The sequence below is a fragment of the Amycolatopsis sp. NPDC049159 genome, assembly GCF_040648295.1.
In the GTDB taxonomy this organism is placed as follows: domain Bacteria; phylum Actinomycetota; class Actinomycetes; order Mycobacteriales; family Pseudonocardiaceae; genus Amycolatopsis; species Amycolatopsis pretoriensis_A.
The window spans coordinates 421,969-436,186 of the sequence record NZ_JBEZDL010000002.1; the positions used below are offsets into that span (position 1 = coordinate 421,969).

Sequence of the window (14,218 nt, forward strand, 5' to 3'; positions counted from 1 at the left end):
GAACAGCCGGGCCGGGACGCGCACCCCGACGGCGCGTCCCGGCCCGGTCCCCACCCAGGAGTAAAGCCAGCCATGAGTGAGCCCATCCTCGAGATCAAGGGCCTGAACAAGAGCTTCGGCCCCGTCCACGTCCTCCACGACGTGGACTTCGACGTGCGTGCGGGCGAAGTGACCGCCCTGGTCGGCGACAACGGCGCCGGCAAGTCGACCCTCGTCAAGTGCATCGCCGGCATCCACCCGTACGACTCGGGGGCCGTGCGGTTCAACGGGCAGGACGCCCACATCCGGGGGCCGAAGGACGCCGCCGACCTCGGCATCGAGGTCGTCTACCAGGACCTCGCGCTCGCCGACAACCTCGACATCGTGCAGAACATGTTCCTCGGCCGTGAGCGCGGGAGCAGCTGGAAGCTGGACGAAGCCAGCATGGAGAAGGCCGCGCGCGAGACGCTGGCCTCCCTTTCGGTGCGGACCGTGAAGTCGGTCCGGACGCCGGTCTCCTCGCTCTCCGGTGGCCAGCGCCAGACGGTGGCCATCGCCAAGTCGGTCCTGTGGAACAGCAAGGTCGTCGTCCTGGACGAGCCGACCGCCGCCCTCGGCGTCGCCCAGACCCGGCAGGTGCTGGACCTCGTCCGCCGCCTGGCCGAGCAGGGGCTCGGGGTCGTGCTGATCAGCCACAACATGGCCGACGTGTTCGAGGTCGCCGACCGCATCTCCGTCCTCTACCTCGGCCGGCTCGTCGCCGAGGTGCACACGAAGGACGTCAGCCACGGCCAGATCGTGGAACTGATCACCGCGGGTCGCTCCGGTGACCTCGGCCTGGCCCGGCCCGAAGCCGTGGTCCTGTGAGCGGGAAGAAAGAACCGGAAATGACTGAAACCCCTGCGAAGCACGAGGTCGACACCCCGGCCGCGGAAGCGCTCGCGCAGACCCAGAACCCGACCGCGGCGATCACCGACTTCGGCATCGACACGACATCGATGTCAACCGGCGAAGCGCTGCGTGACTACTTCGCCCGCCTCCGGGCCGGTGAGCTCGGCTCCCTGCCGTCGTTGTTCGGCCTGCTCGTGCTGGTGATCCTGTTCAGCGCACTGTCGGACAACTTCTTCACGCTGGCCAACATCGCCAACGTGTTCCCGCAGGGCGCGGGCGTGATCATCATCGCGATGGGCATCGTCTTCGTGCTGCTGCTCGGCGAGATCGACCTCGCCGCCGGTGTGGCCTCCGGCACCGCCGCGTCGGTGATGGCCCTGCACTACGTGCACGCCGGGAACCTGCTGGGCACCTTGGGCTCCGGCGTGTTCGTCACGTTCATCGCGGTCCTCGCCGCGGCCATGCTGCTCTCGGCCTACCAGCGGATCTGGGGCGGCGCCGCGCTGTCGCTGGTCGGCCTGCTGATCGTCGCGATCGGCGTCCCGGCCAACGCCTGGCTGGAGATCCTGCTGGCCATCTGCGTCGGCACCGCGATCGGCTGCATCACCGGCTTCCTGGTGTCGAAGATCGGCATGCCGTCCTTCGTCGTGACGCTGGCGCTGTTCATCGTGTGGCAGGGCGTCCTGCTGCAGTTCATCGGTGAAGGCGGCACGATCGGCATCACCAACTCCGACGTCCTGTACAAGATCGCCAACGGCAACCTGAACGTCGTCGGCAGCTGGATCTTCTTCCTCGTGGCCGCCGGCGGGTTCGCGGTGATCACGCTGCTCAGCCACTTCCGGCGGCTCCAGCGCGGCCTGGTCGTCCAGCCGACGACGCTGGTGCTGGTCAAGGTCGGCGCGCTCGTCGTGCTGTCGGCGCTGGGAACCTGGCTGCTGACGGTCAACCGCTCGCCGAACAAGGCGGTCGTGACGATCCAGGGCATCCCGTACGTCATCCCGATCATGCTGGTGCTCCTGGTGGCCGGGACCTACGTGCTCAACCGGACCAAGTACGGCCGGTACGTGTACGCGGTCGGCGGCAACAAGGAAGCCGCCCGTCGCGCCGGTATCGACGTGCCGAAGATCCGCGCGAGCGTGTTCGTCATCGGCTCGGCGGTCGCGGCCATCGGCGGCATCGTCGCCGCGTCGAAGGTCGGCTCGGTCAGCCCGCAGTCCGGTGGCCTCAACACGCTGCTGTACTCGGTCGGCGCGGCCGTCATCGGTGGTACGTCGCTGTTCGGCGGCAAGGGCCGGGTGGCCGACGCCGTCGTCGGTGGCCTGGTGATCGCCGTGGTCATCAACGGCCTGGGCCTGCTCAAGCAGCCGGCCGCGGTGGTCAACATCGTCACCGGTCTGGTCCTGCTGCTCGCCGCCACGGTCGACGCGCTGTCCCGGCGCCGCGCGGCTGCGTCGGCGCGCTGAACCAGCATGGAATGATAAAGCCCGTGTCCAGCTCACCCGTTGCTCGACCGGACGAGGTGCGCCGGCACAACCGCACTACTCTGCTCCGCCTGCTGCACGTCGGCGGGCCGAGCACTCGGGCGACCCTGGCTTCCGAGCTGGGGCTCAACCGGAGCACGATCAAGACCCTCGTCGACGGGCTCGCCGAAGCCGGCGTCGTCGAGGAGAAGGTGCCGAGGCCGGGACGAGGGGCGGGCCGCCCCTCGCTCCTGGTCCTGCCCCAGCCGCACGCGGCGGTCGTGCTCGCGGTCGACCTGCAGGTCGAGCACGTCGCGCTCGCGCTGGTCGGGCTGGGCGGGCAGATCCTGGGCCGCAACAGCTGGAACCTGCGCGGCCGGATGGGTCAGCCCGACGAGGTCATCACGCACGTCATCGAGTCGGCGTCCCTGCTGGCCGGCGACCTCGACGTGACCCCGGTGGCGGTCGGGGTGTCGGTGCCCGGCGTCATCCGGCGCGCCGACGGGTACGTGCACGAGGCCCCGAACCTGCGCTGGACCGACGTCGCGCTCGGCGAGCGGCTCGGCAGCGTCCTGCAGATCCCGATCCTGGTCGGCAACGACGCCGAGTTCGGCGCGGTCGCCGAGCACCTGCGCGGCGCGGCCCGCGGGGCGTCCGACGTGGTCTACATCTCGGCGGACGTCGGCGTCGGCGGCGGCGTCATCGCGGAGGGCTCGGCGCTGCGCGGCGGCTCGGGCTACGTCGGCGAAATCGGGCACATGGTGATCCGCCCGGACGGGCGGGACTGCTACTGCGGCAGCAGTGGCTGCTGGGAGACCGAGGTCGGCGAAGCGGCGCTGTGCCGGGCCCTCGGGCTGCCGGAGGACACCCCGCGCGGCGCGATCCTGTTCGAGCTGCGCGAGCTCGGCCGGGACTCGGAGGCGGCGCTGACGCGGCTCGCGGAGTTCGCCGAGTGGCTGACGCTGGGGCTGATCAACGTCGTCAACCTGCTCGGGCCGCAGCTGGTGATCCTCGGCGACCTGTTGACGGTGCTGCCGGAGGCGGTGCTGCGGCACGTCGGCGCCGAGGTGCGGCGGCGCAGCCTGGTGAGCCGGGCGGTCGGCGGCACCCGGATCGTCAGCTCGGCGCTGGGCGCCGACGTGAAGCTGCTGGGAGCCGCGGAAGTGGCGTTCGAAGTCGTGCTGGATTCTGTCTGATTTCTTGTCCGATTACGTGACCACAATCACGGCATTCCGCGGCCGGACCGTGACATAGGGCACGCACTTTGCAAGTTGCAGACTGGGGCAGGTTTCAAAAATGCGAAGGCGGCCAGTGCCTGTGCGCACTGGCCGCCTTCGCGTGTTCTGACGTTGTTACCGCTGGATGTCGGCGGACAGTTCCTTGAGCTTGGCCTCGTGCTCGCGGGCGTGGTGCCCGCAGAAGAGAAGCTCGCCGCCCTTGAGGACGGCGCGTACCTGAGCTGCGGCCCCGCACCGGTCACAGCGGTCGGCGGCGGTCAGTTCGGGGCGGGTGAGCGTCGGCGTTGTCATGGGGGTCTCCCTCCGTCCCGGCACCGGTTGCCCGGTGCCATCGATCCAGCTACGCCCACTTCGGGACTGACCCGGCGGCGGCGATCGCCTCCGGCTCCGCGGTGTTCGTGCTTCCACTCTTCCAGACGTTTCGCGGCTCGCAAGTGTTCCCGCGCCGGTGGGACCTGAGTCACGCCGATTTACCCCGGATGCCGTAACCGCATCCCGCAATGCAGGAGACGATTACCCGGAGAGTTACGTTTTCCGTGGTCAGGCACCATGGGGTCGTGAGTACGGTGACAACCCCCCGACGGCATTCCGCGGTCCCCGCTCCGCTCTTGTTCGTTCTCAGCGGAATTTCGATGTACGCCGGAGCGGCGGTCGCGGTCGACCTTTTCGGCCACGCGACCCCGGCGGGAGTGGCCTGGCTCCGCTGCCTGGGAGCGGCGGTGGTCCTCCTGGCCTGGCGCCGCCCGTCCCGGGCCGCCTGGCGAGGCCGCAGGCTGGCGCTGGCGATCGTGTTCGGCTTGGTGACGGCGGGCATGAACGTGCTCTTCTACGAGGCGATCGCGAGGCTCCCCCTGGGCACGGCGGTGGCCCTGGAGTTCGCGGGCCCGGTCCTGGTGGCCGCCCTCGGCTCGCGGACGGTTCGTGACGTGCTGGCGCTGGTCCTGGTGGTGTGCGGCGTGGTGGCGATCGCGGACGTCCGGATCGCGGGCTCGTTCGCAGGGGTGGCCTTCGCCCTGGCCGCGGCGGCGGCTTGGGCGGGCTACATCCTGCTGGGCAAGCGGGTGGCGGTGGACGGCGACGGGATCGACAGCCTGGCGATCGGCTTCGCGGCGGCGACGGTGGTGCTGTCGCCGTTGGCGTGGGGGACGGGGGAGGTGTGGTCTTCGCCGCGGATGGTGCTGCTCGGGGTGGGGGTCGGGGTGCTGTCGACGGTGGTGCCCTACGCGCTGGACCAGGTGGTTTTGCGACGCTTGGGCCAGGCTCGGTTCGCGGTGCTGCTGGCGCTGCTGCCGGTGACGGCGGGGGTGATGGGGTTCCTGCTGCTGGGGCAGGTGCCTTCGGTGCCGGAGGCGGCGGGGACGTTGGCGGTGGTGGCTGGGGTGGCGCTGCGGGGCCGGGAGGGGACTGGGCGGGCGGTGGAGCCACCGGGGTGAGTGTGGGCCATCGGGTTCGGCGTGAAGCCACTGGCGGGTCGAGTGTGGAGCCACCGGGCTGAGCCCTTCAGCGGCCGGGCTCGCCGTCGTGGTGGCTTGGCGCCGGCCGGCGCACCTCAGTCGGGCACTGCCTCGGCCGGGGGGAAGGCACATCCGTCGGGCTGAGTCTGCGGTGCGCCGGCCATGACGAGCCGTTCGGTTCAGGTTTGTGGCGGTCGCCCGTGACTAGCTGTTCGACTCGGGTCCGCGGCGGGGCGCTCTTCTCGAGCCGTCCGGCTCGGTTCGCGGCGGGTCGCTCATAGGGAGCCGCCGGGCCGAAGTTGTGTCGGGCGGCCGCGGCGAGCTTTCGGATCGAGGTAACGGCGGGCTGCTCGTGGCGAGCCGCCGGACAGAGGTTGCGGCGGACCGGCCGTGACGAGCCGCTGGGCTGAGACCCACGGCAGGCCAGCCGGACCGCAGCCACCCCAGCCTCGGCGCGGCTGCCGAAGCACACCCCCGACCGTGCCCGCCGAGTTGTCCACAGCCCGGCCGTGATGTGGACAATCGGTCTCGGCAGACCCCTTTCCGGGCCGTTTCGTCGGGGCCGCCCGATACGCTGGAGCGGGGCTCGTCCCCCGGGATGGGTGGGGTCTGCTCTGGGCCGGAACTCGGGGCCGGAAGGAGCGGGTGGCCATGACCAAGGCGGCGTCCGCGGCGGCGAAGGACTTCGCTGCTGCCGGGGTGGGGGGTGTTCACCTCGCCTGGGCGGACAACAACGGTATTCCGCGCTCGCGGATCGTTCCCATCGCCGGGCTCGCCGACGCTGCCACCCGTGGTGTCGGGGCCACCTCGCTCTTCGCCGTCTTCGACAGTCATGACGCCATCACCTACGGGCACGCCGGGCTCGCCACGCCGTCCGGGGACATCCGGCTCGTGCCCGTCGTCGAGCGGCTGCGGCGGCTCGCCGGGCAGCCCGCGCTCGCCTGGGCGCCCGTGCGGCAGCTCGGCCGGGACGGGGAGCCGTGGCCCTACTGCCAGCGGGCCGTGCTCGAAGCGCAGGTTGCCGAGGGGGCTCGGCGGGGGCTCGAGTTCCGGGCCGGGTACGAGCTCGAATTCGCCGTCGCTCCCGCGGGCAGCGCCGACGTCGTCACGACGCCCGGGCACCCCGGGCCCGCCTACAGCCCGCACGCCCTCGTGCGGCTCGACGGCTTCGTCGCCGCCCTGCTGCACGACTTCGCCGCCAACGGGCTGCGGATCGGGCAGCTGCACGCCGAGTACGGCGTCGCGCAGGTCGAGCTGTCGCTCGCCGCCACGGATCCGGTGGCCGCCGCCGATGATCAGCTGCTCGCGCGGCAGACCATTCACGCCGCCGCGCACGCGCACGGGCTCGTCGTCAGCTTCGCGCCGCTTGTCGGGCTCGGTGCGGCCGGGAACGGCTGGCACCTGCACACCTCCGTCCGGCGGAAGGGGCGGAACCTGCTCGACGACCTCGCCGGCGACGGGGCCGGCTACCTCGCCGGGCTGCTGCGCGACCTGCCGGCGCTGACGGCGATCACCGCGCCGAGCGTTCCGTCCACCCTGCGGCTGCGGCCCGGCTACTTCGCGGGCGCGTACGCGTTCTGGGGCGTCGAAAACCGCGAAGCGTCGCTGCGGTACGTCCCCGGCTCGCCGCTGCTCGGCGCCGGCCACGCGAACGTCGAGCTCAAGACGTCCGACGCCTCCGCCAACCCGTACCTCGCGCTGGCGGTGGTGCTGGCCGCCGGGATGGCGGGCATCGAAGACGCGCCGGCGCTGCCCGAGCCGATCGCCGAAGACCCGGGCGGCTGGACGGCGGGGGAGCGGGAGACGCGCGGGGTGCGGCGGCTGCCGGCCGACACCGCCGAACAGGACGCCGCGCTGCTCGCCACGCCGCGGATCGCCGGCGTGCTCGGCGACGACCTGCTGGGCGCCTTCCGCGCCGTCCGGGCGTCCGACGCGGCGTGGGCGGCCGAACGCTCGGCCGACGAGATCGTCGCCGCACACCTGTGGCGTTATTGAAGGCTGGGATGATGACCCCACGGAATCCGGGAAGCCACTGAGGGGACCGATGTCTTCGGGGATCGACGGCGGGCAGCTCGACCTGTCCGGGGTGCGCTGGCTGCCGGGCGGGGCCCGCCTGGCCGCGGTGGCCCAGGCGGAGCTGCCCCAGAAGGACGGCCTGGCCGCGGCGTTCTGCGGCCTCGCGGCGCTGCGGGCGGCCGGTCTCGACGTGCTCGACCAGGACGCCGTCGCCGCGGCCGCGGGCACCGTCCGCGGACCGGTCGTGCGCCCGCCGGGCGAGGCGGGCCGGGCCGGGTTCCGGTTGCCGCTGCCGGGCGTCGACGACCCGTCCGCCGCCGGCACGAGGGTCTCCGGGCTGGCCTCGGCCGTCGGCTCGCTGTCGCGCGGCGCTCTCACGGCCGTGCCGGTGACGGGGGTGTGGACCACCGAGGCGCTCTTCGACCTGCTGGTCGGGCTGTGGGACGTCCCGCGCGTCGCGGTGATCGCCCGGATCGACGGCGCCGAGCTCGGCGCCCACGACACCCCGGAACGCGCGCTGCTCGACTACCTCGACACCGGCGTCCCGCCCCTCTGGACGTCCCGCTGGCGCCCGCCCGGCGGCCACTTCGTGCTCCTGGCCGGGGTCCGGATCGGCGCCGAAGGCACCCTGGTGTCCGTTGTGGACACTTACGCGTCACTGGGGGACAACGGGATCCACGACCAGCCGGTCGAATGGGTGACGGCGGCGCTGACCGGGCTCGGCGTCCTCGTGGTCGTCGACGCCGAGCAGGCCGGCGTGGTGCGCGAGGCGGCGGGCGTCGCCGGGCTCAGTCCGTCTCCTTGGGACTAGCCGCGGCCTCGGGGGCGAAGCGGGAGTGCCGCCGGCCGTAGGCGAAGTAGATCACCAGGCCGATCACCAGCCACGCGGCGAACCGGATCCACGTCAGCACGTTGAGGTTGAGCATCAGGTACAGGCACGCCAGCGCGGCCACGATCGGGATCACCGGCGAGAACGGCACCGAGAACGGCCGGTCCAGGTCGGGACGGCGGCGCCGCAGCACGGGGACGGCCACCGCCACGATGATCATCGCCGACAACGCGCCGATGCTCACCATGTCGGCCAGCTCGGAGATCGGGATGAACGCGGCCAGCACGGCGATCAGCGCCGCGCCGCCGATCGTCATCCGGTGCGGGGTGCCCCAGCGCGGGTGCGTCCGGCCGAGCGCCTTCGGCAGCAGGCCGTCACGGCCCATCGCGAACCCGATCCGCCCGATCGTCACCAGCTCGACCATCATCACCGACGTCAGGCCGGTCACCGCGCCGAGCGAGATCAGCGCGCCCACCCAGTGCTGGCCGACCCGGTCGAACGCGTCCGCCAGCGGCGCGCCCGTGTCGATGTCGGTGAACGGGATCATGCCGGTCAGCACGATCGACACGCCGATGTAGAGCAGCGCGCACACGCCGAGCGCGCCCAGGATGCCGACCCGGAGGTCCTTGCGCGGGTTCAGCGTCTCCTCGCCGAGGTTCGCGAGGGCTTCGAAACCGGTGTAGGCGAAGAACACGACCGCCGCGGCGGTGACCATGCCGGCGATGCCGTACACCGACTGTTCGAGCCCCAGCGCGGCCTGGACGATGGGTTGTTCGAGCACCGTCGTCCCGGCCTCGGGAGCCTGGGCCGGCGGGATGAACGGCGTCAGGTTGGCGCCCTTGACGAAGAACAGGCCGACCGCGAGCACCAGCACGCAGACGGCGACCTTCACGCACACCAGCAGGTTGGTCAGCCAGGCCGATTCCTTGATCCCCAGCACGGCGACGACGGTCAGCACGGCGATGATGAGCACCGCGCCGACGTTGACCTTCGCGTCTTCGCCGAACCACTCCGGCGACAGCCCGAGCAGGTTCGCCAGGTACCCCGACCAGCCCCGCGACACCACGGCGGCGCCGAGCGCGAACTCCAGCAGGAGGTCCCAGCCGATGATCCAGGCGAACACCTCCCCGAGGGTGGCGAAGGCGTACGTGTAAGCGCTTCCCGCCGTCGGGACGCTGGAAGCGAGCTCGGCGTAGCACAGCGCCGCGAGCCCGGCGACGACCGCGCCGAGCACGAACGACAGCGTCACCGCCGGCCCGGCGTGCGTCTTCGCCTCGACGCCCGCGAGGGTGAAGATGCCGGTGCCGATGATGATCCCGACGCCGAACCCGACCAGGTCGCGTCCGCGCAGCCGCCGCTTGAGCTCACCGGAGTCCTGGCGGGCCAGGACCTCGTCCACGTTCAGCGTTCTCCGCACACCCATGAGGAGAAGTTAGAAGGTCACGGGGGTTTTCGCAGATCGGCAACGACCAGCCCGTTTTCCTGCGCGAGGATCGCCGCGTGGACCCGGGAGCGCAGGCCGAGCTTGCCCAGCACACGCGAGACGTGCGTCTTGACGGTGGTCTCGCCGATGTACAGCCGGGTGCCGATCTGGTAGTTGGACAGCCCCTCGCCGAGGCAGGCGAGCACCTCGCGTTCGCGCTCGGTGAGGGTGCACAGGCCCTGGGGTGCCGGGGCCGGGCCGCGGGTGGCCGCGGCGAAGGCGCTGATCAGCCGCCTCGTGATCTGCGGGGCGAGCACGCCTTCCCCGGCCGCGACGAGCTTCACGGCCTCGATCAGCCTCGGCGCCGCCACCGACTTGAGCAGGAATCCGGCGGCGCCCGCCCGCAGCGCGCCGTCCACGTACTCCTCGAGGTCGAACGTGGTGAGCACGAGGACCTGCGTGAGCCCTTCGGCGACCAGCTGCCGGGTGGCAGTGATCCCGTCGGTGCCCGGCATCTGGACGTCCATCAGCGTGACGTCCGGGCGGAGGGCGCGGGCCTGCCGCACGGCGGACGCGCCGTCGGCGGCTTCACCGACGACTTCGATGCCCTCGGCGTGGTTGAGGATGGTGCTGAGGCCGAACCGGACCGCGTCGTGGTCGTCGGCGATGAGGACGGTGACGGTCATCGGGGATCGCTCACCGGCAATTCCGCGCGGACCAGCCAGCCCTCGCCCTCCGGGCCGGCGGTGAGCTTGCCGCCCACGGCGTCGGCCCGTTCGCGCATGTTCAGCAGGCCCGTTCCGGTGCCGCTGCCGTCCTTCGGGTGGTGGACGTCGTTGCGGACCTCGACCGCGAGGACGCCGTCGAGGTAGCAGACGTCGACGTCGACCTTCCCGCCCGGGGCGTGCTTGACCGCGTTGGTCAGTGCCTCCTGCGTGATCCGGTACGCGGTCAGGTCGACCGCCGCCGGCAGGGGTACCTGGGTGTCCACAGTGGATCCGAGGTTGACGTCCAGGCCGCTTGCCCGCGCCGACTCGACCAGCCCGGCCAGTTCCGCCAGCCGGGAAGGCACGGTCGCCGCCGCGCGCCCGCTCTCGGTTTTGAGCAACCCGATCATCGTGCGCATTTCCTCCAGGGCGCTCACGCTGTTTTCCCGTACGGACTCCAGCACCGTCCTCGCCAGCCTCGGATCCGGTAGCGACAGCGCCGCTTCCGATTGGATCGCGATGGCCGAAAGGTGGCCGGCGATCACGTCGTGCAGGTCGCGCGCCATCCGCCCGCGCTCGGCCGCGACCGCCGCCCGCCGATCCAGCTCCGCGATCTTCGCCAGCTGCGCCGCGTTGGCCCGCTCGGTGTCGGCGATGTCGCGCTGCTGCCGGACGTTCGCCGCCCACCACACCGGTGTCACGACGAACGGCAGCACGCTCACCGCGGCCAGCACCGCCGTGCGCCATTCCTGCGCCAGCAGAAGCACCGCGGCGAGCACGCCCACCACCGACACCGCGGCGACGCCGATCATCACCCGGCTGGTGCGCCGGGAGCCGTACAGCGTCGCCGCGTACAGGAAGTCGGTGTAGACGATCAGCACCGGCAGCGACGGGCCCAGCCAGATGTCCGCTGCGAGCACCGCCGTCGCCAGCAGCAGCGCGCCCGGCACCCACCGCCGCAGCAGCTCCAGCCCGCACAGCGCGGTGAGCTCCAGCAGCCGCACCCACAGCGGGGCGTGGTCGTACCCCGCCAGCACCCGGTGGATGCCGGCCGCGTAGACGCCGAAGCCGATCGCCCCCGTGGCGAGGGCGATCAGGGCGTCCTGCTGCCACACCGGCAGCGAGCGAAGGCGAGGGAACTGCATGTGATCATCCCAGCACACCCGGTGCCGGGTCCGCGTCCTACGAAGTGATGACGCCCGGTCCTCCCTTCCGACGACGCGTCGGAGCCGCAGCCTGGGAGAGCGTGGAGGGGTGAACGGAATTGGGGAGTTCTTCGCGGAGAACCCGATGGCGGTCGTGATCGCGGCGGGCGAGATCGGGTTCTGGGTGGTCATCGCGGCCGGGCTGGCCGTGCGGTACGTGCTGCGGGCGCGCCGGGCGTCGGCGGTGCTGCTGGCGACGGTGCCGCTGATCGACGTCGTAGTGCTGGTGGCGACGGCCGCCGACCTGGCGGGCGGGGCGAAGGCGAACTTCACCCACGGCCTCGCGGCGGTGTACCTGGGGTTCAGCGTCGTGTTCGGGCCGAGCCTGGTCCGCTGGGCCGACGAGCGGTTCGCGCACCGGTTCGCCGGCGGGCCGCCACCACCACCGAAACGGCGAGGGCGGGAGAAGGCGCGGCACGAGTGGCGCGAGTTCTTCAAGTGCCTGCTGGCCTGCGGGCTCGCGGCGGTGGCGCTGCTGGCGGCGATCTGGGCGATCGGCACGCCGGAGCAGGTCGCGCCGCTGTGGGGGTGGTTCCCGCGGCTCGGCACGGTGACGGTGATCTGGCTGGTCACCGGCCCGGTCTGGGAAGAGCTGTTCGGGAAGCGCGAGGAGGTGCGGTCGTGATCGAGCTGCTCGGGATCCTGCTGGTGGTCCAGGGCGCGGGTGGCTTGCTGAACCGGCTGCTCGGGGCGGGCTCGCCGAGCTGGTTCGTCCAGCTGCACGTGCTGCCGCCCTCGCTGCACGTGGCGGCGAGCGTGGTGATGGTCCTCGGCGGGGCGGTGGTGCTGTTCGCGGTCCGGGCGAAGAAGGGGAGCGGGTGAGGGAGAGAGGTGAGCGCGGCCGGGAACCGAGTGAGAGGAGAGAGTGCGGTGGACACAGAGGACGGCGCGGCCGAGGGTGCCCGAACACCTGGGGCGCGGCCCGCCGCGTCACGGCGCCGGGGCGCGCACACCGGGTTCGGCCCCGGTCGCCGACCGGCCGCCGGGGTGACGTCCGTCCGTGTGGATGGCGGGGACGGCCCGGTACCGGAATGCTGGGGCCGTGCCCGATGAGATTGCCGCCCGCCGTGTCCTGCAGGAGCTTGCCGACCGGTATGGCGTTGCCACCCGGTACGAGAACGCCGATCAGATCTGGGTCGACGTGGACGACGAGGTCGTCGCCGCCGTTCTCCGGCAGTTCGGGGTCGATCCCACCAGCGACGAAGCCGTGGCCGAGACCGGTGCGCTGCCGCCGACGATCGTCGTCAAGGAGGGCGCCACCCGGCCGTTGCCCGGGGACGCCGAGGTCGTTCTCGAGGACGGGACGCGGCGCCCGGCCCACGGGGAACTGCCCGGTGACCTGCCGCTCGGCTGGCACCGGGTGGTGACCGCCGAACAGGACGTCGTGCTCGCCGTCGTGCCCGCGAAGCTGCCGGTCGTCAAGCCCGCGTGGGGCTGGATGCTGCAGCTGTACTCCCTGCACTCGCCCGGGTCGTGGGGCATCGGGGACTACGCCGACCTCGCCACCTTCGCCGCGCGGTCGGCCGCCGAGCTGGATGCCGGGGTGCTGCTCGTCAACCCCGTGCAGGCGATCAGTCCCGCGCACCCCGTCGAGCGGTCGCCCTACTCGCCCGCGAGCCGGCGGTTCGCCAATCCCGTCTACCTGCGCGTCACCGCCACCGAGACGTTCGCGAAGGCCGACGCGGCGACGCGGGAGGCCGTCGAGTCGCTGGCGCCGGACCGGGAAGGCGACCTGATCGACTACGACGCCGTCTGGACGGCGAAGCGGGCCGCGCTCGAACTGCTCTGGCCGCACCGGGCCGAGGAGGTGCCCGAAGACCCTGACCTGCGGGAGTTCGCGCTCTTCTGCGCGCTCGCCGAACAGCACGGCGCCGACTGGCGGGACTGGCCCGAAGGACTCCGGGACCCCGCCGGGGCCGAGGTCGAAAAGGCTCGCGAAGAGCTGAAGGACCGCGTGGCCTTCCACGGCTGGCTGCAGCACCTGTGCCGGGTCCAGCTGGAAGCCGCGCGAAAGGCCGCGCGGGACGCCGGGATGACCGTCGGGATCGTGCACGACCTGCCGGTCGGGGTGCACCCCGGCGGAGCGGACACCTGGGCGGTGCGGGACGTCTTCGCCGCCGACGTGCGGGTGGGCGCGCCGCCGGACGCGTTCAACCAGCAGGGGCAGGACTGGAACCTGCCCCCGTGGCGGCCGGACAAGCTGGCCGAGGCCGGGTACGCGCCGTTCCGGGACGTCATCCGGGGCGTCCTGCGGTACGCCGACGGCATCCGCGTCGACCACATCGCCGGGCTCTGGCGGCTCTGGTGGATCCCGCCGGGCGAGCCCGCGCACCGCGGCACGTACGTGCACTACGACGCCGAGGCGATGGTCGGCGTGCTCGCGCTCGAGGCGCACCGTGCGGGCGCCGTCGTCGTGGGGGAGGACCTGGGGACCGTCGAGGACGTCGTCACCGAAACCATGCACGAGCGGGGCATGCTCAGCTCCGCCGTCCTGTGGTTCGAACGCGACTGGGACGCGCCGGGCAAGCCGTTCACGCGGCCGGAGAGCTGGGATCCGGACGCGATGGCCAGCATCTCCACGCACGACCTGCCGACCGTTTCGGGCTGGCTGAAGAGCGAGCACGTCCGGGTGCGCGCCGAGCTGGGGCTGCTGGACCGCGGTGCCGACGCCGAAGAAGAAGCGGCCGCGGCCGAGCGCGAAGCGCTGATGGATCTTGTTGCGCGCGAAGGGATTCCTGCCGGTGACCCGGTCGTCGCCTTGCACACGCTGCTCGCGAAGGCCGCGTCACGGCTCGTGCTGACGTCGCCGGCCGACGTCGCGGGCCAAGTGCGGCAGCCGAATCTGCCCGGAACCGTCGACCAGTACCCTAACTGGCGGATTCGCCTTCCCGTCAGCGTCGACGGCTTCTTCACCGCGAAGGGGGTCCGCGCCGCGGTCGCGCCGCTGGCCGCGGCACGCCCCTTGCCCGGGTAACGGGTACCGCGCGGCGCACGACTCACGTCCGTCACCACGGAC

The 14,218-nt window shown here is 72.1% G+C and carries 13 protein-coding genes; 9 read left to right on the forward strand and 4 right to left on the reverse strand.

The annotated features are described in order from the left end of the window. Positions 1–72 precede the first annotated feature (72 nt). Genes AB0B33_RS05220 through AB0B33_RS05230 form a run of 3 tightly spaced genes read left to right on the forward strand, consistent with a single transcriptional unit; the run spans position 73 to position 3,526 of the window. A complete protein-coding gene (locus AB0B33_RS05220; RefSeq protein WP_086862680.1) occupies positions 73–846 on the forward strand; it encodes an ATP-binding cassette domain-containing protein in 774 nt (257 codons plus the stop codon). A gap of 20 nt (positions 847–866) precedes the next feature. Then, a complete protein-coding gene (locus AB0B33_RS05225; RefSeq protein WP_360767086.1) occupies positions 867–2,333 on the forward strand; it encodes an ABC transporter permease in 1,467 nt (488 codons plus the stop codon). 11 nt (positions 2,334–2,344) lie between these two features. Continuing rightward, the gene (locus tag AB0B33_RS05230) at positions 2,345–3,526 is read left to right on the forward strand and encodes an ROK family transcriptional regulator (protein WP_247011852.1); all 1,182 of its coding nucleotides are present in this window, start codon (positions 2,345–2,347) and stop codon (positions 3,524–3,526) included. 156 nt (positions 3,527–3,682) lie between these two features. On the opposite strand, the gene AB0B33_RS05235 is transcribed toward AB0B33_RS05230, so the two are convergent. Next, positions 3,683–3,859 (reverse strand): hypothetical protein, encoded by a 177-nt coding sequence (locus AB0B33_RS05235; RefSeq protein ID WP_247011850.1) that lies wholly within the window; start codon positions 3,857–3,859, stop codon positions 3,683–3,685. Between the two features lie 341 nt (positions 3,860–4,200). On the opposite strand from AB0B33_RS05235, the gene AB0B33_RS05240 reads away from it, so the two are divergent. From AB0B33_RS05240 to AB0B33_RS05250, 3 genes are all read left to right on the forward strand, one after another. Beyond that, a complete protein-coding gene (locus AB0B33_RS05240; protein ID WP_360767089.1) occupies positions 4,201–5,001 on the forward strand; it encodes an EamA family transporter in 801 nt (266 codons plus the stop codon). 672 nt (positions 5,002–5,673) lie between these two features. Then, positions 5,674–7,017 (forward strand): glutamine synthetase family protein, encoded by a 1,344-nt coding sequence (locus AB0B33_RS05245; RefSeq protein ID WP_360767092.1) that lies wholly within the window; start codon positions 5,674–5,676, stop codon positions 7,015–7,017. A gap of 49 nt (positions 7,018–7,066) precedes the next feature. Then, positions 7,067–7,849: a hypothetical protein gene (locus AB0B33_RS05250; RefSeq protein WP_360767094.1), complete on the forward strand. Its 783-nt coding sequence runs from the start codon at positions 7,067–7,069 to the stop codon at positions 7,847–7,849. On the opposite strand, the gene AB0B33_RS05255 is transcribed toward AB0B33_RS05250, so the two are convergent. Genes AB0B33_RS05255 through AB0B33_RS05265 form a run of 3 tightly spaced genes read right to left on the reverse strand, consistent with a single transcriptional unit; the run spans position 7,827 to position 11,142 of the window. Further along, positions 7,827–9,290: an amino acid permease gene (locus tag AB0B33_RS05255; protein WP_360767097.1), complete on the reverse strand. Its 1,464-nt coding sequence runs from the start codon at positions 9,288–9,290 to the stop codon at positions 7,827–7,829. The two genes, AB0B33_RS05250 and AB0B33_RS05255, sit on opposite strands and share 23 nt — an antisense overlap. A 17-nt stretch (positions 9,291–9,307) precedes the next feature. Then, positions 9,308–9,976 (reverse strand): response regulator transcription factor, encoded by a 669-nt coding sequence (locus AB0B33_RS05260; RefSeq protein WP_247011840.1) that lies wholly within the window; start codon positions 9,974–9,976, stop codon positions 9,308–9,310. Beyond that, positions 9,973–11,142, reverse strand: a complete 1,170-nt coding sequence (locus AB0B33_RS05265; protein ID WP_247011838.1) for a histidine kinase — start codon at positions 11,140–11,142, stop codon at positions 9,973–9,975. Before AB0B33_RS05265 ends, AB0B33_RS05260 begins: the two co-directional genes overlap by 4 nt. 109 nt (positions 11,143–11,251) lie before the next feature. Between AB0B33_RS05265 and AB0B33_RS05270 the strand changes: the two genes are divergently transcribed. The 3 genes from AB0B33_RS05270 (at position 11,252) to malQ (ending at position 14,176) form a co-directional block, all read left to right on the forward strand. Continuing rightward, positions 11,252–11,827, forward strand: coding sequence for a hypothetical protein (locus AB0B33_RS05270; RefSeq protein WP_360767102.1), 576 nt, complete (start codon positions 11,252–11,254; stop codon positions 11,825–11,827). Then, the gene (locus AB0B33_RS05275; RefSeq protein WP_360767105.1) at positions 11,824–12,024 is read left to right on the forward strand and encodes a hypothetical protein; all 201 of its coding nucleotides are present in this window, start codon (positions 11,824–11,826) and stop codon (positions 12,022–12,024) included. The genes AB0B33_RS05270 and AB0B33_RS05275 overlap by 4 nt, the downstream gene beginning before the upstream one ends. Before the next feature lie 220 nt (positions 12,025–12,244). Next, on the forward strand, positions 12,245–14,176 hold the full coding sequence (malQ, locus tag AB0B33_RS05280; protein ID WP_360767108.1) for a 4-alpha-glucanotransferase: 1,932 nt from the start codon (positions 12,245–12,247) through the stop codon (positions 14,174–14,176). Positions 14,177–14,218: the final 42 nt, after the last annotated feature.

Excerpts from the sequence above, each read along its gene's own strand:
- AB0B33_RS05220 (WP_086862680.1), top strand. The coding sequence starts at position 73 with ATGAGTGAGCCCATCCTCGAGATCAAGGGCCTGAACAAGAGCTTCGGC.
- AB0B33_RS05225 (WP_360767086.1), top strand. The coding sequence starts at position 867 with ATGACTGAAACCCCTGCGAAGCACGAGGTCGACACCCCGGCCGCGGAA.
- AB0B33_RS05230 (WP_247011852.1), top strand. The coding sequence starts at position 2,345 with ATGATAAAGCCCGTGTCCAGCTCACCCGTTGCTCGACCGGACGAGGTG.
- AB0B33_RS05235 (WP_247011850.1), bottom strand. The coding sequence starts at position 3,859 with ATGACAACGCCGACGCTCACCCGCCCCGAACTGACCGCCGCCGACCGC.
- AB0B33_RS05240 (WP_360767089.1), top strand. The coding sequence starts at position 4,201 with ATGTACGCCGGAGCGGCGGTCGCGGTCGACCTTTTCGGCCACGCGACC.
- AB0B33_RS05245 (WP_360767092.1), top strand. The coding sequence starts at position 5,674 with ATGACCAAGGCGGCGTCCGCGGCGGCGAAGGACTTCGCTGCTGCCGGG.
- AB0B33_RS05250 (WP_360767094.1), top strand. The coding sequence starts at position 7,067 with ATGTCTTCGGGGATCGACGGCGGGCAGCTCGACCTGTCCGGGGTGCGC.
- AB0B33_RS05255 (WP_360767097.1), bottom strand. The coding sequence starts at position 9,290 with ATGGGTGTGCGGAGAACGCTGAACGTGGACGAGGTCCTGGCCCGCCAG.
- AB0B33_RS05260 (WP_247011840.1), bottom strand. The coding sequence starts at position 9,976 with ATGACCGTCACCGTCCTCATCGCCGACGACCACGACGCGGTCCGGTTC.
- AB0B33_RS05265 (WP_247011838.1), bottom strand. The coding sequence starts at position 11,142 with ATGCAGTTCCCTCGCCTTCGCTCGCTGCCGGTGTGGCAGCAGGACGCC.